Here is a 22962-nt window from a genome sequence, read left to right on the forward strand (position 1 = left end):
ACACAACAAAGCCGAGTGGATGATCCACTCGGCTTTGTGCTGGAAAATTATTTTCCTTTCCCCACTTTTTGAATACGGCCGTCGATTTTAGCAGTGAAAGGTTGTGGAAGTTGCTTGATATAGTCTACTAAGGCATCTAGATCCACAGGGCCTACCACCTTGTCTTTAGCGTCTTTAAAGACGGTGAATCCGTCGCCACCAGCTGAGAGGAAGGCATTCGCCGACGCGGTTAGCGTTTGATCGTCAGTGATCGGGGTACCATCTGCTTTTTTAAGATCCGTTACACGATCTTTAGCAGGACGGGAAGGATCGTATTTATAGGTGAAGCCGGAGATTTGTAGTATTCTTGGTTCGTTAGAGCCCTCAGGCCATTGTTGGTTGAGGAGTTGCTTCAATTGCTTACCCGTCAATTTCATCGAGACCATGTTGTTGTTGAAGGGTTGAATGGTGTAGAGGTCGCCCCAGGTTACTTTGCCCTTATTCAGATCGGAACGAATCCCACCAGGATTCATCAGGGAGATATCCGTTTTCATTTTCCAGCGCTGGGCATCGGCAACGAGATTCCCTAGCTGGGATTCACCAGCGGCGCTCCCTGTCCGTGTCAGTTCATTGGCGGACTCTCCTACTTTTTTGTTAATAATGGGTGCTACTTTATCTTGATACTTTTTAATGAGAGCAGCTATCTTAGGATCAGGAGTTACTCCCTTATGGTAAGTGTTCACGACGTTTGCCTTTTTCTTCACGATGTCGCCAGTCCGGCGATCAATAGTGAGATCAACATCGGAGAAGGCGGTGCCATAGCAGTTTGCTTGTACGATCAATTTATTATTGACCGTGGTGTTCAAGTTACTGTGACTATGACCGGCCATGATGACATCGACATCCTTATTGACTTTTTTAGCAATGTCATTGATTCGACCGTTGATTGCGCCTGTCTTTTCATCTTGGAAACCACCCTCATGGGCGAGAACGACGATGGAGCGAACACCTTCACGCTTCAATTTTTTCACTTCGCGGTTAATTACTTTTGTCTCATCCAAGAATTTGACACCTTTTACTGCTGTAGGAGTGGCTGCTTTAGGTGCATCCTTGGTTACAACACCGATGAAACCGATGGGAACTCCTTTGACCTTTTTGGTAACGTGACCACGAAGGAGACGTTTACCGGTTTTCTTTTTGACGACGTTCGCAGCAAGGTAAGGGAAATCAGCACCTGCAAAATCCCCCGTTGCATCATGGCGGCCTCCCTTAATGAGGCGAAGCATTTCTTTGTATCCTTCATCAAATTCATGGTTACCAAGAGTACCTACGTCAAACCCGACGGTATTGAGGAACTCGATGGTGGGCTCATCCTGCATCAAAGCGGATACAGGGGGGCTCGCCCCAACCATGTCTCCCGAGTGTACCATCAGGGTGTTGGGGTTTTGTTTCTGTCGTTCTTTTAAATAGGTAGCTAGGTAATCAGCACGCCCAGCTTCCTTCCCGTTAACCTTCCGCGTAATATCAAGCTGGCCATGGAAATCGTTTAAACCGAGTAATTGTACATCCACTTGCCGCTGAGGCTTCCCTGGTTCACTATTCGCATAGGCTATAGGTACGACCAATGCGCCACACAAAAGGGCACCAACGGTGATTCGCAACCACTTTCCCCGCATCTTGTTCAATTCGTCTGTCTCCTTCCCATATTTCTCTGAATGAACGAATGCCAATTCCTTAGCATTAATAACCCTTAATCATTTGACAAAGTGAGTGGATTTTCCTTTTACAAAGGGAAAAAAGTTTTCTGAGAACCGTTACTTTTTATGTGTTTAGACAGGATGAATGATTCAATAGAGTAAGGAAATAATTAACAAGTGAATAGTTGATTACATTTATAGATGGGTGAACAGTCGAGAACGATTCCTAGTTTGTAAACAGTCCAATCTTGTATTGACTTTGATCTGAAAAGTGTTATTTTAGTAAGTGCGTAGAAAAACAAATCTCGCTTGTGGTTTGGCGTTTTAAGCTAGATTTGACCGGGAAACTACATAAGCGGAGATCTGTATTCCGCGATATCTAAGGAGGAAATAAATCATATGGCATCCCGTCTAGTAGGGCTTCCAGCCCCTCATTTTGAGATGAAAAGCACAAAGGACCTGGAGACTCTTGAAGAGAAAGTGTCTCTTTCTGATTACGAAGGAGAATGGTTGGTACTTTTCTTCTATCCAAAAGACTTCACCTTTGTTTGCCCCACTGAAATTACTGCGTTGTCTGATCGTTACGCAGATTTCGCAGACAATGGTTGTGAAATCGTAGGTGTGAGCACCGACACGGAATTTGTACACCGTGCATGGATTAACACCCCTCGGGATGAAAACGGCCTTGGTGATCTAAACTACCCATTAGCCGCTGATCCAACTCATCGTGTTAGCCGTAACTATGGCGTACTAAATGAAGATGAAGGTGTTGCTCTGCGTGGCCTCTTTATTATCGATCCAGAAGGGATCGTTCGTTACCAAGTAGTTACCGATGATAATGTGGGCCGCAGTGTAGACGAGACCCTGCGCGTACTACAAGCTCTACAAACAGGTGGTCTATGTGCAGCTGACTGGAAACCAGGTCAAAGTACTCTGTAAACATCGATGAAGAGAAAGAGCCTAACGATGTCGTTAGGCTCTTTCCGTAGAAGTGAACGAAGGGTTTACTTCAATGGATTGTAACTTGTCTTGTTGTATAGAGGAGGTTATCAACAATGGCTTTGCGTTTACGTACCGACATGCCTGAACTCAAGGGAGCTACTGAGTGGATCAACGGTGAAATCGACCAAGAGAGTCTTGATGGTAAGCCGGTTCTGATTCACTTTTGGTCTGTCAGCTGCGGGTTATGTAAGGCAAGTATGCCGGATGTATTAAAGATTCGTGATGATTATCGCGAGAAGGGGTTACAAGTGATTGGAATTCACATGCCCCGTTCGGAGAAAGATACCAATATCGACCTCGTTAAGGAAACCATTGAAAAACATGAGATGACTCATCCGCAAGCCGTTGACAATAAGCATGCGATTGTAGACGCCTTTGAAAATGAGTTTGTCCCTGCCTTTTTCCTGTATGATGAGGAAGGAAAGTTGCGTCATCGCTCTGCCGGAGAAAAAGCACTATCCATGATGAAAAAGCCCCTGGAGCGTGTCCTGGGGACTATCGATTAGCGGAGGGAATGCCCATGAATCTACCTAAAGAATTTCGTTACAGTGACGAACACGAGTGGGTAAAACAAGAAGGAGACAATAAGGTGCGGATCGGTATCACGGATTTTGCCCAGTCTGAACTTGGCGATATCGTTTTCGTTGAGCTCCCTGAAGTCGGGGATACTCTTGAAGCAAATTCTCCTTTTGGTAGTGTCGAATCTGTAAAAACTGTTTCTGAGTTGTATGCTCCTGTAAGTGGAAAAGTGGTTGAGGTAAATGGTGATCTGGAAGACTCCCCAGAAAACGTAAACTCTGCTCCCTATGAAGGTGGCTGGATGGTTGTTGTGGAGATCGAAGGCACTTCCGATCTGGAAAAGCTGATGGATGCAGACAAGTATCAGGCGATGGTTTCCGAAGACTGAGTTACCAGGGGAATCGATAAGCATAGGTAATATTGTCTCTATAAGTGGAAGATCGATTAAGCGGCGACCGATTGAAGGTCGTCGTTTTTATTTGTAGGCGTTTTCCTTAAGCGCGATGCTGGTTAGATTTTTTTGGATAAATAGGTAGAGAGATTGGAAAAATATTTGCGATGAGCTGATATGTCGAATTACGTCTTATTTTCTCGGTTGAAGTCGCGGATTCGTCAATTTTCGTAGATGGGAATCGGTTTTCGATTGTGAGGAATGTGGTAAAATATCGTTATCAAACGGTGGAGAAGCCCTTTATTCACTGAACATTTCGACCCAAGGAGGCGGGGGGACATGGGTTTTTGTTGCGGAGCTACGATGGTCGGTGCAGTGGGTACATTACGACAAGGTTCGACATTGGTGCATAATGCTCCCCTGCTATACTGTCCTGTTTGTCATCATGTAGAAGTACATCATACCGTACAGGAAGAGTTTGACTTGTTGTTGGAAATTGCCCAGGGCGATGATACCCAGCATGTGAACTTAAAGGAACATGTGGATGAGTACATGATTGCTGAGTGGAAAGAATCGTGTACGAGCTTTCAGCAAGGTCAACCCGAATCGATTCTTCGTGAACAGATTGATATGGCCCTTGATTTGATGGGAGTGGCTAAGCAGCTACAGGATGAGGAATGGAAGAAAGCTCTAAAGGGTCGATTGCAAGTATTGGGAGAACGTTTTAATCAATTGCAAAAAACATGCTAACGAATGGTTAGCGAGTAGATAAGAGGTTAGTGGTTAAGTCCAGGACACCACTAACCTTATTTGTTTTTCTGTTGTTATTCTACAAAATGTTCCTATCTCAGGGGATAGGGAACTAACAGGCAGGGGAACATCAAATTAAAGGATAGCGCCTCCATTCTATGATTTATATATTTAAACGGATTCGTTTAGGAGAGCATATATTTCTTCTTCGACAAGAATCGATCAATCATGATAGACTGTTAAAAAATTAGGCTTCTTACAAAAAAGAGAGGGAAGAGGAGGGATTGGCTTGCGCATTTTAGTTTTGGGAGCTGGAGCCGTCGGAGGCTACTTTGGTGGTCGGCTCCATGAAGCAGGCGAAGATGTTACGTTTCTCGTCCGTTCTCAGCGCAAACAACAATTGGATGAGGCGGGTCTTGTGATCCGAAGCACCCATGGGGATTATCAGGCGCGGGTAAAGACGATCGTCACTGGGGAAGCAGCAGATCCATTTGATGTGGTGCTCTTCAGTGTGAAGGCCTATCATTTAGAGCAATCCTTTATTGACTTAGAACCCTATGTGAGTGAAAAAACGATGGTGATTCCATTGTTAAATGGAATTACTCATTTAGCTAGATTGGATGAGGTTTTCGGAAAAGAAAGGGTGCTGGGAGGACTCTGTTTTATCGAGACAACTTTAAATGAAGCGGGTGAGATCGAACAGTTTAGTGATCAGCATGATTTGGTGTTTGGGGAGCGAGATGGAAGTACTTCTAAGCGGGTAGAACGGTTCCAGAGTGCGATCCATAAGACGAAAGTAAATGGATCCAAAAGCGATAAGATCAAGGTGGCGATGTGGCAAAAGTATCTCTTTCTTTCCGTCTTTAGTGGGATCACCTCTCTAATGGGAGAAAGTATAGGCCCGATTCGCGAGGTGCCTGGTGGGAGAGAGACAATACAAGAGCTAGTCTCAGAGGTAGCAATTGTCGCTCATAGCCAAGAGCCTGAGCTAAATGAAGGCGTGGCGGATATCACCTTTTCCATCCTGGACAATTTGAGCGGATCGATGAAATCGTCGATGTTGCGAGACATCGAGAAGAAGGGAGAAGTGGAGGCGGATCATTTACATGGAGCCCTTCTCAAAATGGCTCCTGAGGGAGCAGAACTTCCTCGATTGACAGCGGTGTATGCTTTTTTGAAGGTATACGAAGGAAAGCGACAGCAGGGACGGTTATAAGGAAAGCTTGTTTTGAAGAGGGAGTATGAATTACCTAATGATTAATAAGGGCGCCGGAATGTTATAACGTTCCGGCGCCCTTATTGAAGAAGAATCGATTCGATTTTTCAATACGATAATGTAGCGTTCATGTTACCAGTAGTATCAAGACGCATATCCCGATGTTGCCGATAAATATTCTAGCTCTAGACTTACTGCGGAGGAACAAAGTCTTTGAAGGTATCCCCCACAGCACCCAACCCAGTGGCAAGAGCGACTCCCAATATGAAGAGAGTAAGTGCCACAGTCCAGCCCTTGGCGGTGCTTACTTTCCCAATAATTGATAAGCCTAGGGCGGTCAAAATAAGATGCCAAATAGCAAAAATTTCGATGTTACCCAACAAGGCCTTCACCATGAGGCTATCAGAGGAGATGAAGGCAGCGAGGCTAGTGGGGGTAACGGAGTTTTGCAACTCTTGGATATTCGCCCCTGTGGCTACTACAATGATGGCTTGCAAAATTAATCCAAGCAGGCTGATGACAGAGGTGTACACATTAAGAGAGAAAACTTGTCGGTAAGTAGCTTTACCGCTTAATACACGGAGAAAAATCCATTGAAGCAGGGCAGATATCAATAGACTGATGGGGGCACCCAGTAAAACGCCTAGTACAGACATGGTGATGACAAAGCCAGGTGGAGAGGCAGGGGTCAGCATGACAGCTGTTGTGAGCGCGGTCAGCCCTAGAATGGTTAAAAATGCAGACCAAAAATCGGGTCTTTCGGCAATACGTTGGAATTGAAGAGTGGGACTTGTCATCATACCCAGAAGAGATGGTTTGACGGCAGCTGTAGGGTTTCCCTCTGGTTCGTGAGCTTGTTGCACATCAATACCTCCTTGATGGGGCTCATTTATTTAGCATTAACATGATTTGAGAAGATCTCCTTTCTGAATATTATATAACGATTCAGAGATTAGATGTACAATGTGCTGAATCGTTATGTTGAGGTCTGAATAAATTGTCGCCGAAGTCCTATTTTTTATGGCGATACTTATAGGTATGGTGCCTCCTTTTTGGATAGAAGGAGGAAATGGAAGGAGATGGGAAGAGATAAAAGTAACCCCCTGTTCAAAGTACAGGGGGTTACATGAATCTATTAGCTTATAACGCTGCTTTCAAAATCGAGTACACATCTTCCTTTGCCAGCTTCTTAAAATGTCCAAACTCTTTAGCTGTGAGCAGAGTCCTCTCTACCATTAGTTCCAGCTTGGAGTCATCGATGTTGTAATCAGCGAGGCGGGAAGGTGCTCCGATAGAAGTCCAGAATTCTCGAAGGCGATCCACTCCTTCAAGACCAACTTCTCGCTCACTCTTGCCAGTAGGATCTACTCCAAAGACATGGACGGCCAATTTTGCGGCACGGGAAGGATCTGCGTCAATGGTATGTCTAATCCAATGAGGGAAAAGGATGGCTAGCCCACCGCCATGGGGAATGTCATAAACAGCGGAGACAGCATGCTCAATATGATGGGTACTCCAATCCCCCACTACTCCCATGGATAGGGTTCCGTTAAGGGCCATGGTACCAGCATAGAGAAGTGTTTCCCGTAATTCATAGTTCTCCAGGTCTTTTATCATCTTCGGCGCTGTTTCGATGACAGTGTTTAAGATTGACTCACCAAAGCGATCCAATAGAGGTGTGTTCGGAGAATGATTAAAGTATTGTTCCAACACATGGGACATCATGTCAACGATGCCATAGATTGTTTGATCCAGTGGGACGGAAAAGGTATTGGAGGGATCTAAGATAGAGAAGCGAGGGTAGGAAACAGGTGAGCTCCAAGGCGCCTTCTGTTGAGTATCCCAGTTGGTGATTACCGAACCGGAATTCATTTCTGAGCCAGTAGCGGCCAAGGTGAGCACGGTGCCAAAGGGCAGCGCTTTATCTGCGGTTGCTTTTTTAGTAATAATATCCCAGACATCACCATCGTAGAGGGCGCCAACTGCGATAGCTTTTGTGCAGTCGATGACACTTCCCCCACCTACTGCAAGGATTAAATCAATCTCCTCTTGGCGACATAGATCAACGCCGCGTTTGACTGTGGTCAAGCGAGGATTGGGTTCAACTCCCGCAAGTTCAAATACATCGCGATCCATCTCCTTTAGAATAGAGAGGATTTGATCGTAAAGGCCACTACGCTTAATACTGCCGCCGCCATATACAAGAAGAATTCTTTTGGCGTCTGATGGTATCTCCTCTTTTAGCTTAGAGAGGGTTCCTTTTCCGAATACGAGCCGGGTAGGATTATGGTAAGTAAAAGTATCCAATCGTATCACCTTCTTGTATGTATTTGTAATAGGATAACGCAAGGGTGTTAATCTGGCGAGGAGGATTTAGGGCAGAAATCGGCGATGAGGAGCGATATTCCCTAAATACACCTAGGATTTACAGGGAATGCGCCCTATTTATTTCGATTTCAGTAATTTACGTGTATCGTGATTTTCGAGGTACTTAGACTAGCGTGTTAATATGGAGAGTAGCAAGCAGATACCTCAAATGGGGTTGTCCTATTTTTAGTCTAACACTCAATTTGTTAACTTATTCATGATGGGATTACGTCAAGGGTTTAGAAGCCATACATATGATCTGAAATCTGAGTTTAATAGGCACGCACCGGAATCGAATTCCTTATTTTAGACATATAATAAATAGTCGTAAAAAAGGGGGATTTTAGGAATGCAAAGATTCTATGAAAAGATTATATTACCTATTTTTTTAGTGTTTAAACCGAAAAATATAGTAGAAATTGGGGCTGATGTGGGGTATAATACATCAAAGATTTTAGAATACTGCAAAGATTCAGGTGCACAATTGACAGTAATAGATCCTTATCCCCGATTTAATGAAGAAGAAATGAAAAAAATGCATCCCTATTTGTCAGTGGAAAAAATATTAAGTTTGAAGGCTTTAAATAATTTAGAAGATTATGACGCTATTTTAATTGATGGAGATCATAATTGGTATACAGTTTATCATGAACTCAAGTTAGTTGAACAAAAATCTTTAAAAGAAGGTAAGTTTCCGCTTATCTTTTTACATGACACTGATTGGCCTTATGCTAGACGTGATATGTACTATTTACCTGAGAGTATTCCGCCAGAATATCGACATTCTTATGCAAAGAAAGGGTTAGTACCAGGTTCATCAGAATTATCGGATGATAGTATATTAAATCACTGGTTTAATCACGCATTATATGAAGGAGGAGAGCGAAATGGAGTTCTAACAGCTATAGAGGATTTTTTGAAAGAAACTCCTCTTCCATACTTTTTTCATAAAGCGTATTCTAATAACGGTTTAGGTATTATTATCCCAGATGATCTAGCGCTAAATAATACGGTTACACGCATAGTAGAGGAATCTGGACTTTAAATAACTCATTGCATTTCTCCGTGTTTTTTGTAGATGAGGTACCTTCATCTTACACGGAGAATGCAACGAGTTAACTTTTTTCGGCTTGTTGCTATTAAGAGATTTGAGATGGCTCACAAGGAGTGCCATGTTTTTGTTGCAATGAAGATCGATTACGAAGAGCACGCCTATTGGCATATAAGGTGAGGGTGAGCATTATCCCCCATACCCATAGAGGTGTAAAGGTGAGTAATGCTAAAAAGGCTATAGAGAGTAGCAGACAGATGACACGGGTCCCCCATTCAGAAAATAATCGATAGGCGGCCAAAATTCCACATAGAGCGTTCCCGATAAAGAAGGCATTGGCGATGGCTACAACATGATCGAGAGTGATCCACCCCATATTCGTTATGATAAAAATGATGAATTGAACGGTAGCAAGGGTAAGGATTGCTGGAAAAGGTACCCCTTGCTTTGTCCGACGAGTAAGTAGATGGAAAGGTGTCTCAGCGGCTTGAGCACTAATTAGGCGGGCGGTACCGCCAACTACGAGCAAAAAGGTACTAATACATAATCCTACCGTGATTAGAGTGATGATGGGTACTGTCCATGTGCCAAGGAGTGAATAAAGAACGATTACCAAACGAGGAGAGTTAGGGTCTACACCGACAATTTGTGTGGGATCGATCCATTGAACCGAAGCGGCGGTGGCTAGGGAAACAAGTGCCACTACGATCAGGCTATATCGAACAGCCCTGGGGATGGTCCTTTCCCGGTCCTTTACTTCTAAGCTATAGTTGCCGACGATCTCCCATCCGACGATCGCCCAAAATAATAGCAATAATCCATAACCAAAGTCCCCGCCGTGGAAAGGAGAATCAAGGTATGATCCTTCTCTAAAAGAAGGGATTGCACGGAAACTACCTAATAACAAGACGACCGAGGCAGAGGTGGACAAAACTAAGGCTAAACGACCAACATAGGAAAGGCGAGTTGACAGTATCCATAGGGATAGAATGAGTAAAAGCATGCCATATTCTTCTCGCCAAGAAATATTTCCATGAAACCAAGTACTTATGAACTCTCCTGCAGTGGAGAAGAGGGCTATTGGACCGACACAGGCTGCTAATATTTGAAACCAAGCTGCTAACTTTTCGATGTCCGATCCAAAGGCGCGTTTTACGGCGATAGACAAGCCTCCATCGCCAGGCCAAGCGATACTCATCCGAGCAAAAAGGCGTGCAAACAACCCACTAAAAATAAGCATCAAAGTCCATGCAATAATAGCGTAATCCCCTATCTGTTGATAAAGGAGGGGAGGAAGTAAAATAATCCCTGAACCAAGCACTGGGCCGACCATTAGTCCACTTAGTGTAAAGGTTCCAATAGAGTCACGTTTCATTTATTTAACCTCCTGTTTGGTTTAACCGTAATTATACGGATGAGTGATTGATTTGTTAAATGAATGGTTTTAATTAAAATGATCGGATTTTATAATAGATGAAAGGAGGTATCGATATGGAGCTTCGTTATCTAAAAACCTTTCGTACAGTGGCAGAGACGGGGGGATTTACTAGAGCAGGTGAGGTACTGGGGTATGCACAATCGACGGTGACTGCTCATATCAGGACATTGGAGGAAGAGATGGGGACTCTGCTTTTCGACCGTTTAGGAAAGCGGTCGGTCCTTACTGAGGCAGGGGAGAAACTACTTCCCTTTGCTGAGAAAATGGATCGCTTATATAATGAGGCCATCGAAGTCGTAAATATGGATGAGACTCCTACCGGTCGATTGCGGATTGGAGCACCTGAGTCCCTTCTTGTATACCGCTTGCCAGCTCTGCTTCACGAGTACAGAGAGCGTTATCCTAAGGTGCGGTTAGAATTAACACCTGGGCAGTGTAAAGAAATGCCAGGGAAGTTGAAGGAGGGGGATATGGATCTAGCATTTCTATTGGATGAAGAGTGTTCAGAAAAAGAATTTAATATGAAAACCCTCATCCAGGAGGAACTAGTGATGGTGTGTGCTCCTGATCATGAGTTAGCTAAAGAGAACGTGGTTACTACTAAGGAGTTAACAGGTCAGACGATTTTGCAGACGGAAAGGGGCTGTACCTATCGTTTGTTACTAGAACAGCGATTGAAGGAAGGCAGTATAGGCCAATATCATCGGATTGATTTTTGGAGTGTCGAGGCGATAAAACAGTGTACGATAAGTGGCTTAGGCATTTCATACTTGCCTTATATATCAGTGATGCGAGAGATAGATGAGGGGAGGCTTATCAACCTGCCCTGGATGTATAGAGATGATCGTGTTTATACGCAATTAATATGGCATAAAGATAAACAGCTTTCGCCTGCGATGCAGCGGTTTATAGAGCTGAGTATGCATAGAACCCCTCACCTAAAGTAGATGAAGGGTTCTGAGTGCCGAGTTTTAGCCAAGGATGGTCTGGATTTGGTTGATAAGAAGATTGACAGCGACTTGATTGTAGCCTCCCTCAGGGATAATGAGATCCGCATAACGTTTGCTTGGTTCGATAAATTGAAGATGCATCGGACGGACCACCGTTAGGTATTGCTCAATGACAGAATCCAGGCTCCTGCCGCGGGCCTTAGTGTCCCGTTCGATGCGGCGAAGAATACGAACATCTGCGTCCGTGTCCACAAAAACTTTAATGTCCATCAGATCTCGAAGTCGCTCATCCTCAAGGATAAGGATTCCTTCCAAGATGATTACATCCTTGGGAGTGATAGTCATTTTCTCGGGAGCTCGTGTGTGCAGAGCAAAATCGTAGATCGGTTTTTCAATAGTCTCCTGTTGCTGGAGCTTGTGCAAATGATCGATAAGTAAATCATTATCGAAGGCGAGAGGGTGATCGTAATTCGTTTTAACCCGCTCTTCCATGGGGAGGTGGCTTTGATCCTTATAATAGGCGTCTTGTTCGATTAAAGCCACGGAATCGGAGAAACGTTCACAGATATTGCGGGCTACAGTCGTCTTTCCTGAGCCGCTACCGCCGGCCACGCCGATGATGATAGGTGCTTTCATAAAATTATGATTCCTTTCAGTCTCTCCACTAGGATAAGAGGTTTCTGGTATTCCTTTATTAGGGGAATATTAGTCCATTCTGCTAGACGTTTCATTAAAGACAGACCTTCGCTGATGATAGCAAGTTCGGGAACTTTTTTCAAGGCGTGGGTATAGAACATACTGGTAAAGGGACTGATCATAGGGTGCCTCGCTCATATGAGTTAATGGGATATGTAAAGGGGTGGGCGGGAATTAACAAGGGGTGACATACTGGGGTGAACAGAACAGAAGGAGGTACTCGATGAGTAAGGTTCTTACTGTGACACTAAATCCGGCGATGGATAAAACATTGATGCTCTCCAGTTTTCATCCAGGTGGAGTGAACCGAGTACAGGAAGTAATGATGACTGCAGCAGGTAAAGGGATCAATGTTGCCCGAGCGTTGACGAAATGGAGAGAAAGAGATTTCGTGCGAGCATTTGGTTGGATAGGCGGGGGGTGGCAAGGGGAGGCTCTTCTTGCTCAATTAGATGAATGGGGAATATCACAGGAGTTTATCAAAGTGCCTGGAGAGGTTCGTACCAATACTAAATTGGTCGATCAGAACTCAGGGGAAGTTACCGATATAAATGAGCCTGGTTTCACAGTAGAAACAAAGGACGTAGATCGGTTGTTAGCGGAGTTTGATCACTGTCTGATAGGAAGTGAGCTTGTTGTTCTCTCAGGTAGCTTACCCCAAGGTGCACCAAGTGATTTATATCGGACAATGATCAAGCAGGCAAAAAAAAGGGAGGTAACCGTCATACTGGATGCGGATGGAGAAGCTTTCAGAGAAGGCATCCAAGCGGTGCCCCATGTGGTCAAGCCTAATCGGGAGGAATTGCAGGGCCTTTTACAGCGTGAACTTATCACCGATTCAGATTATCTCCTAGCGGGTCAGGAGATCCTGAGATTTGGTGTCACATGTGCAGTGATCTCTATGGGAGCAGCAGGTGCGTGGTTTTTTAAGGACCAACAACAATTTCATGTACAACCACCCATCTTCCAAGCAATAAATCCTGTGGGTGCCGGAGACGGAATGGTCGCAGGGATTATCATGGGGATGGCTTATCATTGGCCCTTAGAGCAAACAGCTCGCTTTGCAACAGCGGCAGGAGCTAAAGCGTCGACGATTCCAGGAACAGGCTATGGGAAACGAGATGAAGTGCATCGATTGATGAAGGGTGTTGTGATTCGCAATCATTAAGCTATTTTTCTCCTTCATATACATAAGGGGCTGGTTCACGGTGAAGTTGAAAAACTTTTTCTGAAAGGTAGGGCATCCGCTGAATGGCTATGTCTACATCGATCCATTCAATGGCGAGGATTTCACTGGGACGAGAGAGGGTTTTTTGCCCATCGATGATGGAACCTTTGAACGTAAAGAAGAGGACCTGTTCGTCCTTTTTCGGGAAAAAGACCTCGTTTACAGCTAGCATGCCAGTTGGTTTAATGATATAACCAGTCTCCTCCTCCACTTCACGTATAGCACCTTGTTCCAATGTTTCAAAGGGCTCCACCGCTCCACCGGGAAGACTGTAATCAAAGGAGGAGCCTCTTCTATTTTGAACCATCAGAATTTTCCCTGTCTCTGGATCTTGAATGAGCGTGTATACAACAGAAACTCTTTTCATATAAAATCCTCCCTATGATGATTCACGAACTAATGAGTATATAAGATGAATATAACACAAATAACCATTTATTCATGCAATATATCTCTAGATAATTCAACAAAAACCTCATGTTGCTAGTCATGAGGTTTTTGTTGATGATGATGTATTTCCCCATTGGGGATCTGTTTAGCATTGAACATGAAGCCGCTGGCGAACCAGCGGCTTCGAGAAATTACCTGTACAAGTTACACTTGTGGGCCAGCTTGAATAACAGCGCGATCCACGCTTATAAACTTCGCAAAGTTTTCTTGGAAGCGACGCGCCAATTCCTTCGCTTGGGTTACAAATGCGACAGGATCCTGCCATGTGTTGCGAGGGAAGAGGAGTTTGGATGGAATTCCTGGGCATTGATCAGGAATATGGATGCCGAAAATCGGATCAGGTGTGAAGGTGGCTTGATCCAGGGAACCATCCAACGCTGCTTTGACCATGGTCCGGGTGTAGGATAATTGCATCCGTTTTCCAACCCCATAGGGTCCACCAGTCCATCCTGTATTGACAAGATAGACGCGGGCATTATACTCTTCGATCCGCTTACCCAGCATCTGTGCATATACATGGGCAGGGCGAGGGAGAAAAGGTGCGCCGAAACAAGTAGAGAAAGTTGCTTCAGGTTCTGTAACACCCCGTTCGGTTCCTGCTAATTTGCTTGTGTAACCAGAAAGGAAGTGATATATGGCTTGCTCAGGGGTAAGGCGAGCAATCGGAGGTAGGACACCAAAGGCATCAGCTGTCAAAAAGAGAATGACATCAGGGTGCTGGCCAATTCCAGGGATACGTGCTCCTGGAATATGCTCGATAGGGTAAGCAGCACGTGTATTTTCCGTTAAGCTACCATCTTCATATAAAGGGTTACGCTTTTCATCAAGTACAACATTCTCGAGGACCGCACCAAAGCGGATGGCGTTCCAAATTTGTGGTTCCTTCTCCTCCGATAAGCCGATGCATTTGGCATAACATCCGCCTTCAAAATTAAAAATCCCATCCTTTGACCAGCCATGCTCGTCGTCCCCGATGAGATTCCGTTCAGGATCAGCGGAGAGGGTGGTTTTCCCTGTTCCAGAGAGTCCAAAGAAAAGGGCTGTTCGTTCGTTACTACCTATATTGGCAGAACAGTGCATAGGGAATACATCGCGGTCTGGAAGGAGGTAGTTCATAATGCCGAAGATGGATTTTTTCATCTCACCAGCGTATTGAGTTCCTCCGATGAGGATGAGCCGGCGTTCGAAACTGACAGCGATAAAGGCTTCTGAGTTGGTTCCATCCATCTGTGGATCTGCTATTAAATCAGGAGCACTGATGATGGTAAACTCTGGGGTGAAATTTTCTAAATCTGATGAAATAGGTCGGACAAAGAGTTGTTGGACAAAGAGGTTATGCCAAGCGTACTCATTTATCGTACGAATAGGGAGCCGATGATTTTTGTCTGTTCCAACAAAACCATCAAAAACGAAAACTTCCTTTTTCTGCAAGTAATCCAACATTTTCATGTACAGACGATCAAAAATATCTGGGCTCATCGGTTGATTTACCGGTCCCCAGTCGATGGTATCGGTAATTGAGGGATCATTTACTATAAATTTATCCTTAGGGGAGCGTCCTGTGTAAGCGCCTGTGACAGCAGAAAAAGCCCCAGAGGACGTAAGGGTACCTTCTTTACGTTCTAATGCTTTTTCGATTAGAAGCGGGACGGATAAGTTCCGATGGGTCTGACCTTTGAGTGTGTATTTCATCCAATGAGAAATATCAGCTTGAGTCTTCATAGGTCCATCCTTTCTTTTTGCCATCACATTAAGAAATGAAATCGCTTTCAATAAGCGTAGTGAATGCAAAAAGTATAACACATTTATGCTTTTTATGGGAATGGTGTACTTCATAATGGCGAAGGCTGAAATTGGATAATAGGCGTTCCCCCATTGACTTCGCCCGGATTTAATGGTATCTTCAAGCAGAATGAATAACATTTCGGGAGTGTTTGAATGAGTCAGCTAGCGGAAGGATCCGTAGTGAGCGGAGAAGTGGTCGCCATCAAACCCTTCGGGGCCTTCGTCAAACTGGAAACCGGAGAGACGGGTCTTGTCCACATCTCTCAAATTTCTTCCAAGTTCGTCGAAAAGGTGGAAGATGAGCTTTCTGTTGGAAGTGCCATCAAAGCGAAGGTGCTCTCCATCGATCCATCAGGAAAAATTTCATTGTCTATCAAAGCACTGACAGATGATCGTCCACAACGTAGTGGTGGTGGTGGTGGAGGTCGTGGAGGTCGTCGTGGTGGCGGGGATCGTCGTGGAGGTCCTGGCGACTTCGAAGATATGATGAAAAAATGGATGAAGAGTAGTGAAGAACGACTTAGCGCGTTAGCGGCTAAGCAGAAGAAAGGCCGCTGAGAATAGATTCAATAGCATCCTCTGTTTCTGCGGAGGATGTTTTTTTGTTATTTCCAAATTTTTCATCCATCAAGCTGCTGGGTAGCAAAACTAGCGGCATGCATGTTTCGCTCCTTTGCGAGTATATAAAGGAGAGGCCCCTCCGCAATTGGTAGAACCCTGAAAAGTAGAGATTCATTTGATTATAGGGTATAATTGGGTTTAATCAAGTACCATTGGCCAGTTATTGATACTAGAGTTGTTTTCATGGAAAACGTATATCTACTATCATAGTAATGATAACATAGGGTTATTGAAAGTACTCATTCGTCATAGGGTGAGATAAGAGAAGGTGATGCTTGTGGAAGGGAAGAGCCTGGGAGGACGATACGAGATTCTCCGCCGTCTTGGTGGCGGTGGTATGGCTGTCGTTTATTTAGCCCGGGATCAGCTTCTGGAACGACAAGTTGCCATAAAAGTGATGAATGAGTCCCTGAGCCATGACGAAGATTTTATCCGTCGTTTTGCGCGAGAGGCAAAGGCTGCTGCAATTATGTCCCATCCCCATGTGATTGATGTGTATGATGTGGGGCGGGAAGGTAATATTCATTACATGGTGATGGAAAATATGGAGGCTTCGTTGATGGATGTAATCCATCAACGAGGACCTCTCTCTCCACAAGAAGCGGTTTCCATTATCTCGCAAGTTTGTGGGGGATTGGCCCACGCTCATGAACAGGGAATTATTCATCGAGATATTAAGCCCCATAACATCATGTTTAAAAATGATCAACACAAAATAGGGGATTTTGGTATCTCACGCTTAAATGGGGCAACTTCGATTACCCAGACAGGATTTGTCATGGGTTCTGTACACTATTTTTCACCTGAACAGGCCCGTGGTCGAGATATAGGTTACCAGAGTGATGTCTACTCATTGGGTGTGGTACTCTTTTATCTAGTGACAGGAGTATTGCCTTTTGATGGAGAAGAGGCGGTAGCGATTGCATTGAATCACTTGCAGGAGCCCGTTCCTGATCCTAGACAGTGGAATCCTAATATTCCTCAAGGAGTATGTGAAGTAATCTATCGGGCGATGGAGAAGGAACCCCATCTTCGCTATACGACTGCCGATGAAATGAAGAAAGACCTGGACCAAGCACTTAACAAATCCTTTATTATATCAAAGCCGAGCACAGCACCTCCTATGATGATAAGCGCAAAGGGAGATAATCATTCGGACGTCAACAGACAAGTGTTTGGAGGGCAAGTGCCTACGGTTAAGAAATCGGGCGGTAAAAGAATGGGTTGTCTCTTTGCTGCCGGCGCTTTAGCCATAATTGCGCTAACCATATTTGTGCTATTATTTTCGTATGTATGGTATAACAGGTACAGTTTAGGCGGTCTCGGAATGTCTAAAGTGGAAATGCCAACAGGGAGTCAGCAAGAATTTAGAGCAAAAAAGTATCAAGATGTGAAACCTTACTATGATCGCGGTAAAACCAAAGATGAGCCATTTACCTCAGGACGTGCTGCTAAGCCAATTGCTCCGCAAAATCCAAAGAATGGTATGGGGAAAAACGCTACTTTTAGTGGGTTTACTCGTACAGGTTCTGGCGGTAATTATAAGGTGTCCGTTGATATAAAGGCTCCAGCGGGTCAAGAAGTGTTCTACGATGTCAGAGTTACTGATAATGAGGGCACAAAACTGGTAACTAACCGTCAGCCGATTAAGCCTAAGAGCAAGGGCCCTACTCGCTTCTCCGTATCTACGCCCAGTCCAACCGGATCAGGGTTTGTAAAAATTAGAATGTATCGGGTGGACCCGGTTACCAATGAAACCTTCGATACAGTGGAATACTTGCTAGAAAAAGTAGATCAGTAAGGGCGTAGCGAAGGGATCTCCTTCGTATGCCCTTTTTATATATCAAGGGAAAGGGCTAGTCGGTTATCGTATAGAACCTCCTTATGGTATAACTAAATGGAAGAAAAATTGACATGGCGAGGAGGAAGATTATGAAGTCATTGCAACAAGAAATCATTGCTGAATTAGGGGTAGCATCCTCGATCTCTCCTGAGACAGAAGTGAAGAAACGGGTCGACTTTATCAAAGGCTACCTGACTCATACAGGGTCAAAGGGGCTTGTCCTCGGTATTTCTGGAGGTCAGGACTCCTCTCTAGCAGGCCGCTTGTGTCAATTGGCAGTAGAAGAGTTACGCCAAGTGACAGGCGAGGACTACGCATTTATCGCCATGCGCCTCCCCTATGGAGTACAGCGAGATGAAGAGGATGCCCAGCGCGCCCTTCGTTTCATCCGGCCGGATAAAAGCTTGGTAGTGAATATCAAAGAAGCTGTGGACGAAAGCGTCCGTTCATTTCTAGATGGAGCGGGAGTTGGACTTTCTGATTATGTCAAAGGGAATTGTAAAGCGCGGGAGCGGATGATTTCCCAGTACAATGTAGCGGGTCATTATGGTTTTCTTGTTGTAGGGACAGACCATGCGGCCGAAGCGGTAACAGGATTTTTCACCAAGTATGGTGATGGCGGGGCAGACCTGGTTCCACTCTTTGGATTAAGTAAGCGTCAGGGCAAAGAGCTTCTGAAATACCTAGGGGCAGAACCAGTAGTCTATGAGAAAGTTCCTACAGCAGATCTCCTTGACGATAACCCAGGTCAAGCCGATGAAACGGAGCTGGCTCTCACCTACGAGATCATCGATGATTATCTGGAAGGAAAAGAAATAGCAGAAGAAGATGCTACGAAGCTGGAACAACGTTTTCTAGCAACTAGGCATAAACGGACGATTCCTGTATCCGTACTGGATACGTGGTGGAAGGATTGAATAGATAAAAGGGGCCCCTTCGTGTAGAGAAGGTGTGCCCCTTTTTTTATATTACATCTAGCAATGTTCTTTTTTCCTCACAATAGCAAGGGAAGGCGCTTGGTTTCGATTGAGCAATTGATAGTGAGCCGTATCAAAACAGCGTGCATCCAATGATTCAAGTTGATGGAGCACAGCTGTCGCCTCTTCATTTCCTCCAGGATGCCCAGTATAGAGAACGAGGGTGAGAGTGCCACCGGGTGCCAGAAGGTCTAAAGATTGTTGGATAGCAGATAAGGTAGTCACCGGCAATGTGGTTACCCCTGGGTCTCCCTTTGGTAGGTACCCGAGATTAAACATAATCGCGTGAACTTGGGTAACATTGACCTCGGTTAGAGACTCTGCCATATGATGATGACCTCGATGGATCAAGGAGACACGGTCAGCAAGATTGACTTCTTGTAGACGACGATGCGTAATCTCAAGTGCCTGAGCTTGGATATCATAGGTGAACACATGACCTTCAGCACCGACGGTTTGGGCGAGAAAGAGGGTGTCATGTCCATTTCCCGCCGTTGCATCTATGGCGATAGCACCAGGAAATAAGGAATCCTTCACCAGGGTATGGGTGAAGGACAAGATGGAAGCTACATTCATAGGATGGAGGTCACCCCCGCAGGACGTGTGCGCACAGGGAGTGACATGGTCATGGATGGTTTCCAGTGCTTTCCTTGCCAGGAGTCCCGTCGTTTTAGCTCATCATCGATGGCGGTGAGTGCTTCCCACTTTTTCGTACTCCACATAGGTCCGATCATCAGGTCGGGGGGGCCATCTCCCGTAACTCGGTGGATGATCATCTCAGGAGGAAGCATTTCTAGGGTGTCTACGACAAGGTTGACATAGGTATCCCGGTCGAGAAACTCAAGTAAACCTTCTTTATATTGTTTGACCATCAATGTCTTCTTGAGGAGGTGAAGGGAATGGATCTTGATCCCTTGCAGGTCCATGGCGGCACAAGCACGGGCAGTATCTAACATCATTTCAGGTGTTTCTTGCGGTAAACCAAAGATAATATGAGCACAGACCCGTATCCCCCGTGCACGCAACTTTGTCACCGCATCAAGGAAACAAGCATAGTCATGGGCACGGTTAATCAGGTCAGAGGTGGATTCATGAACGGTTTGTAAACCGAGCTCCACCCAGAGATAGGTTCGCTGGTTAATCTCTTCGAGAAGATCGAGAACATCATCAGGTAGGCAATCCGGCCGGGTGGCGATGGAAAGCCCCACTACACCCGGTTGTTTCATGATGACCTCATACATCGGACGAAGTTCTTCTACAGGAGCATAGGTGTTGCTAAAGGCTTGGAAATAGCCGAGGTATTTGGCCTCTGGCCATTTTTGGTGCATCCGATTTTTTACCTTCTCAAACTGCTCCTCTAGGTCATCTCGTCGACGTCCAGCGAAATCCCCTGATCCCAAGGGACTACAAAAAGTGCATCCCCCAGGCTTTCCCACAGTGAGATCACGATTGGGACAAGAGAATCCACCGTCAAGGGGGACCTTAAAAACCTTTCCCCCAAAATGATTCCGAAGGTAATAATTAAATGTATGGTATCGCTTCTCTCCCCAGGTAAGGGGGCTAAGTTGTTCTGTCGTCATGGTAAAACCGCCTTTTATCTGCCGAATTCGTTCCCATTATACTACAATTTTCGCGATTCCCAAGTTTGATTCTCCGCTTCTCGGGAAAACATAATCTAAGAAGTAATGGTAAGAACTAAAAAGGGGACGATGTTGCCATGGATAACAACCAAATTAAAACCCTAATCGAGGGATTAAACGAAGATCTATCATATGAGTATGCTGCGGTGATTACATACACATATAATGCTGCTACTATATCTGGGCTTTCTCGCCCGATTTTAAAGGATTTCTTTGAGGCGGAGGCACAGGACGAACTCAAACACGCTCGCTTCCTCTCAGAAAAGATTTCTGCTCTGGGGGGTAATCCCTTAGTAAATCCAGCTACAGTAAAACAGGCCAGGGGTGTTCGAGAAATGCTGGAGAATGCGATTGCTGACGAGTCAGCGACGATTGAGCGTTATGTTAAGCGGATCAATCAAGCAGAAACCACTGGTCAATACGGCCTCAAATTAGAGCTTGAAGATATGCTCGCCGAAGAGTCCAATCACAAAGAAGAGATGGAGCGGTTGTTGGAAGATCCACGCCTTTCTTAAAGTGAAATTTTGATAAAAGGAGCCGATGTATTGCGTCGACTTCTTTTTTTTGTCTACAAAACCTATTATAAATCGATATAATAACATCGACTGAACATTTATATTCAAGGAGGATTATATGTGAACAAGATTATGATCGTAGAAGATGATCCCAAAATAAGTTCGTTGCTTCAATCTCATTTAGAAAAATATGGGTATCAAGGAATCGTCGCAGAGGATTTCGATCTCATTCTCCATTTATTCGAGAAGGAAGAACCGCAGCTTGTCTTGTTAGATGTGAACCTTCCAAAATATGATGGCTTTTATTGGTGTAGAAAAATCCGGTTGATATCTACTTGCCCTATACTATTTATCTCTGCTCGGGAAGGAATGATGGATCAGGTAATTGCTCTACAAAATGGAGCCGATGACTATATTACGAAGCCCTTTTATCCCGAGGTGGTAGTAGCCAAGATTGAAAGCCATCTCCGTCGTGCATATGGAAAGTATGCGGGAGTGAAACCCCAGAGAATGATCAAGGTCTCGAATCTTATCTTGTATCCGGATATCCTTGAGCTGGAATTAGAGGGTAAAAAGACAGAATTAAGTCACAAAGAGACTGCATTGCTGGAACTATTGCTGGAGCATGCGAATCAAGTAGTGGGACGAGAATATTTGTTGGATGTATTGTGGGATGATCATCAATTTGTGGATGGCAACACGCTGACCGTCTATGTAACAAGAACACGCAAAAAATTAAAGGATGTAGGAGTAGTAGGTGCGATTGAAACCATTCGAGGGGCAGGGTATCGGTTCAAAGAAACATGGGGGGATGAATGATGAGGCTTTTTTGGCGAGAGCATATTTCTTTACTCTTATTTAATATGTTGCAACTTGTTTCAGTAATGCTGATCTATTGGCTGGATGGCTTTCGGAATCTTCCTACAGCATTCTATTCCATCTTTTTTGGTTTCTTTTTACTATCGATCTATCTTATGATCCGCTACCTAACTCATCGATCCTTCTATTTACAATTATCCATTTTTGAGGAGGGGATTGATTCCCGTGGATCTTCTTCCTTGTCTCAAACCTTACAAGAGTACCTCCAAGTACAATATCGCTTTTATCAGGAGAAGATCCATCGATATGAAAATAAACAACAACAGCATCTCACCTTCATCACTCAATGGGTTCATCAGATGAAAACCCCCTTATCCGTGATTCAGCTTACGATGAAAGGAAAAGTAGATCCTATTTTCCAAAATATTCAAGAGGAAATCAGCCGAATTAGTGCGGGTTTAGAAACCATATTACATACTGCTCGACTTGAAGTGTTTGAGCACGATTTTCATGTACAAAGAGTATCCTTGCAGTCACTGGTGAATGAAGTTGTATCTGAGCATAAAGGTTCCTTCATTCGTCACAAGGTATATCCGGAAAATACCATTGATTCGTCTATACATGTAGAAACAGATCCGAAATGGCTATCCTTTTTGATCACTCAGCTCATTGTGAATGCCATTCGTTATTCTGCGGGAATTAGTGAAACCGTTACGATTTCAGCATATCTGCGAGGGCGAGAGTGGGTATTAGAGATTCGAGACAGAGGCATCGGTATACCAATACAGGACATTTATCGTGTCTGCGAACCGTATTTTACCGGGGAGAATGGGCGGAAATACAGGGAGTCTACAGGGATGGGTTTATACTTAGTTCAAGAAGTGTGTAAGAAGCTTCATCATGAATTTGAAATTGAGTCTGAAGAGGGGAAGGGGACTGTGGTGCGAATTCTTTTTTTCAATGCTCACTAACCTTACAACTGATTTAAGGTTTTTGTAAGCTAATTCAATAGAGAAAGGAAAATGACT

At 44.6% G+C, this 22962-nt stretch carries 23 protein-coding genes; 14 read left to right on the top strand and 9 right to left on the bottom strand.

Features of this window, described 5'->3' with window-relative positions:
• Positions 1-47: 47 nt before the first annotated feature.
• Complete coding sequence (locus tag BLV90_RS10665; RefSeq protein ID WP_091740668.1) at positions 48-1655, bottom strand: bifunctional metallophosphatase/5'-nucleotidase; 1608 nt, start codon at positions 1653-1655, stop codon at positions 48-50.
• 420 nt (positions 1656-2075) lie between these two features.
• On the opposite strand from BLV90_RS10665, the gene BLV90_RS10670 reads away from it, so the two are divergent.
• The 5 genes from BLV90_RS10670 (at position 2076) to BLV90_RS10690 (ending at position 5554) form a co-directional block, all read left to right on the top strand.
• Positions 2076-2615 carry a peroxiredoxin gene (locus tag BLV90_RS10670; RefSeq protein ID WP_091740516.1) on the top strand — a complete coding sequence of 180 codons (540 nt, stop codon included), beginning with the start codon at positions 2076-2078 and terminating at the stop codon, positions 2613-2615.
• Between the two features lie 116 nt (positions 2616-2731).
• Positions 2732-3184 carry a redoxin domain-containing protein gene (locus BLV90_RS10675; protein ID WP_281242023.1) on the top strand — a complete coding sequence of 151 codons (453 nt, stop codon included), beginning with the start codon at positions 2732-2734 and terminating at the stop codon, positions 3182-3184.
• Positions 3185-3198: 14 nt separating this feature from the next.
• Complete coding sequence (gcvH, locus tag BLV90_RS10680; RefSeq protein WP_091740519.1) at positions 3199-3585, top strand: glycine cleavage system protein GcvH; 387 nt, start codon at positions 3199-3201, stop codon at positions 3583-3585.
• A gap of 342 nt (positions 3586-3927) precedes the next feature.
• Positions 3928-4338 (top strand): hypothetical protein, encoded by a 411-nt coding sequence (locus tag BLV90_RS10685; protein ID WP_091740522.1) that lies wholly within the window; start codon positions 3928-3930, stop codon positions 4336-4338.
• A 289-nt stretch (positions 4339-4627) separates the two neighbouring features.
• The gene (locus BLV90_RS10690) at positions 4628-5554 is read left to right on the top strand and encodes a ketopantoate reductase family protein (RefSeq protein WP_091740525.1); all 927 of its coding nucleotides are present in this window, start codon (positions 4628-4630) and stop codon (positions 5552-5554) included.
• Positions 5555-5745: 191 nt separating this feature from the next.
• Here BLV90_RS10690 and yknW read toward each other — a convergent pair whose 3' ends face one another.
• Positions 5746-6417: a YknW family membrane protein gene (gene yknW / locus BLV90_RS10695; RefSeq protein ID WP_091740528.1), complete on the bottom strand. Its 672-nt coding sequence runs from the start codon at positions 6415-6417 to the stop codon at positions 5746-5748.
• A gap of 277 nt (positions 6418-6694) precedes the next feature.
• Positions 6695-7861, bottom strand: coding sequence for an iron-containing alcohol dehydrogenase (locus tag BLV90_RS10700; RefSeq protein ID WP_091740531.1), 1167 nt, complete (start codon positions 7859-7861; stop codon positions 6695-6697).
• Positions 7862-8270: 409 nt separating this feature from the next.
• Between BLV90_RS10700 and BLV90_RS10705 the strand changes: the two genes are divergently transcribed.
• On the top strand, positions 8271-8966 hold the full coding sequence (locus BLV90_RS10705; protein ID WP_091740534.1) for a class I SAM-dependent methyltransferase: 696 nt from the start codon (positions 8271-8273) through the stop codon (positions 8964-8966).
• 94 nt (positions 8967-9060) lie between these two features.
• Here the strand turns inward: BLV90_RS10705 and BLV90_RS10710 are convergent, their stop codons facing one another.
• Complete coding sequence (locus BLV90_RS10710) at positions 9061-10347, bottom strand: APC family permease (protein ID WP_091740537.1); 1287 nt, start codon at positions 10345-10347, stop codon at positions 9061-9063.
• A 116-nt stretch (positions 10348-10463) separates the two neighbouring features.
• Between BLV90_RS10710 and BLV90_RS10715 the strand changes: the two genes are divergently transcribed.
• Positions 10464-11357 carry a LysR family transcriptional regulator gene (locus BLV90_RS10715; protein WP_091740540.1) on the top strand — a complete coding sequence of 298 codons (894 nt, stop codon included), beginning with the start codon at positions 10464-10466 and terminating at the stop codon, positions 11355-11357.
• A 24-nt stretch (positions 11358-11381) separates the two neighbouring features.
• On the opposite strand, the gene udk is transcribed toward BLV90_RS10715, so the two are convergent.
• On the bottom strand, positions 11382-11996 hold the full coding sequence (gene udk, locus BLV90_RS10720) for a uridine kinase (protein ID WP_091740543.1): 615 nt from the start codon (positions 11994-11996) through the stop codon (positions 11382-11384).
• Positions 11997-12279: 283 nt separating this feature from the next.
• On the opposite strand from udk, the gene pfkB reads away from it, so the two are divergent.
• Positions 12280-13224, top strand: a complete 945-nt coding sequence (gene pfkB, locus BLV90_RS10730) for a 1-phosphofructokinase (protein WP_091740549.1) — start codon at positions 12280-12282, stop codon at positions 13222-13224.
• A gap of 1 nt (position 13225) precedes the next feature.
• Here pfkB and BLV90_RS10735 read toward each other — a convergent pair whose 3' ends face one another.
• A complete protein-coding gene (locus BLV90_RS10735; protein WP_091740552.1) occupies positions 13226-13651 on the bottom strand; it encodes an NUDIX hydrolase in 426 nt (141 codons plus the stop codon).
• A 227-nt stretch (positions 13652-13878) separates the two neighbouring features.
• The gene (pckA, locus tag BLV90_RS10740; protein ID WP_091740674.1) at positions 13879-15456 is read right to left on the bottom strand and encodes a phosphoenolpyruvate carboxykinase (ATP); all 1578 of its coding nucleotides are present in this window, start codon (positions 15454-15456) and stop codon (positions 13879-13881) included.
• Positions 15457-15672: 216 nt separating this feature from the next.
• Between pckA and BLV90_RS10745 the strand changes: the two genes are divergently transcribed.
• The 3 genes from BLV90_RS10745 to nadE all read left to right on the top strand — a co-directional run bounded on the left by BLV90_RS10745 (position 15673) and on the right by nadE (position 18900).
• Positions 15673-16077, top strand: coding sequence for a S1 RNA-binding domain-containing protein (locus tag BLV90_RS10745; protein ID WP_091740555.1), 405 nt, complete (start codon positions 15673-15675; stop codon positions 16075-16077).
• Positions 16078-16417: 340 nt separating this feature from the next.
• Positions 16418-17941, top strand: coding sequence for a protein kinase domain-containing protein (locus BLV90_RS10750; protein WP_177168012.1), 1524 nt, complete (start codon positions 16418-16420; stop codon positions 17939-17941).
• 131 nt (positions 17942-18072) lie between these two features.
• The gene (nadE, locus tag BLV90_RS10755; protein WP_091740562.1) at positions 18073-18900 is read left to right on the top strand and encodes an ammonia-dependent NAD(+) synthetase; all 828 of its coding nucleotides are present in this window, start codon (positions 18073-18075) and stop codon (positions 18898-18900) included.
• 57 nt (positions 18901-18957) lie between these two features.
• Here nadE and mnmM read toward each other — a convergent pair whose 3' ends face one another.
• Both mnmM and mnmL read right to left on the bottom strand, forming a co-directional pair.
• Complete coding sequence (gene mnmM / locus BLV90_RS10760; protein WP_091740565.1) at positions 18958-19536, bottom strand: tRNA 5-(aminomethyl)-2-thiouridylate-methyltransferase MnmM; 579 nt, start codon at positions 19534-19536, stop codon at positions 18958-18960.
• Positions 19533-20540 carry a tRNA modification radical SAM protein MnmL/YtqA gene (mnmL, locus tag BLV90_RS10765; RefSeq protein WP_091740568.1) on the bottom strand — a complete coding sequence of 336 codons (1008 nt, stop codon included), beginning with the start codon at positions 20538-20540 and terminating at the stop codon, positions 19533-19535. The genes mnmM and mnmL overlap by 4 nt, the downstream gene beginning before the upstream one ends.
• 137 nt (positions 20541-20677) lie before the next feature.
• Here mnmL and BLV90_RS10770 point away from each other — a divergent pair, with 137 nt between their 5' ends.
• From BLV90_RS10770 to BLV90_RS10780, 3 genes are all read left to right on the top strand, one after another.
• On the top strand, positions 20678-21115 hold the full coding sequence (locus BLV90_RS10770) for a ferritin-like domain-containing protein (protein WP_091740572.1): 438 nt from the start codon (positions 20678-20680) through the stop codon (positions 21113-21115).
• A 120-nt stretch (positions 21116-21235) separates the two neighbouring features.
• Positions 21236-21934 (top strand): response regulator transcription factor, encoded by a 699-nt coding sequence (locus BLV90_RS10775; protein WP_091740575.1) that lies wholly within the window; start codon positions 21236-21238, stop codon positions 21932-21934.
• Complete coding sequence (locus BLV90_RS10780) at positions 21931-22905, top strand: sensor histidine kinase (RefSeq protein WP_177168013.1); 975 nt, start codon at positions 21931-21933, stop codon at positions 22903-22905. The genes BLV90_RS10775 and BLV90_RS10780 overlap by 4 nt, the downstream gene beginning before the upstream one ends.
• The last annotated feature ends 57 nt before the right edge of the window (positions 22906-22962 follow it).

It is taken from the genome of Marininema mesophilum (assembly GCF_900106775.1).
In the GTDB taxonomy this organism is placed as follows: Bacteria; Bacillota; Bacilli; order Thermoactinomycetales; family DSM-45169; genus Marininema; species Marininema mesophilum.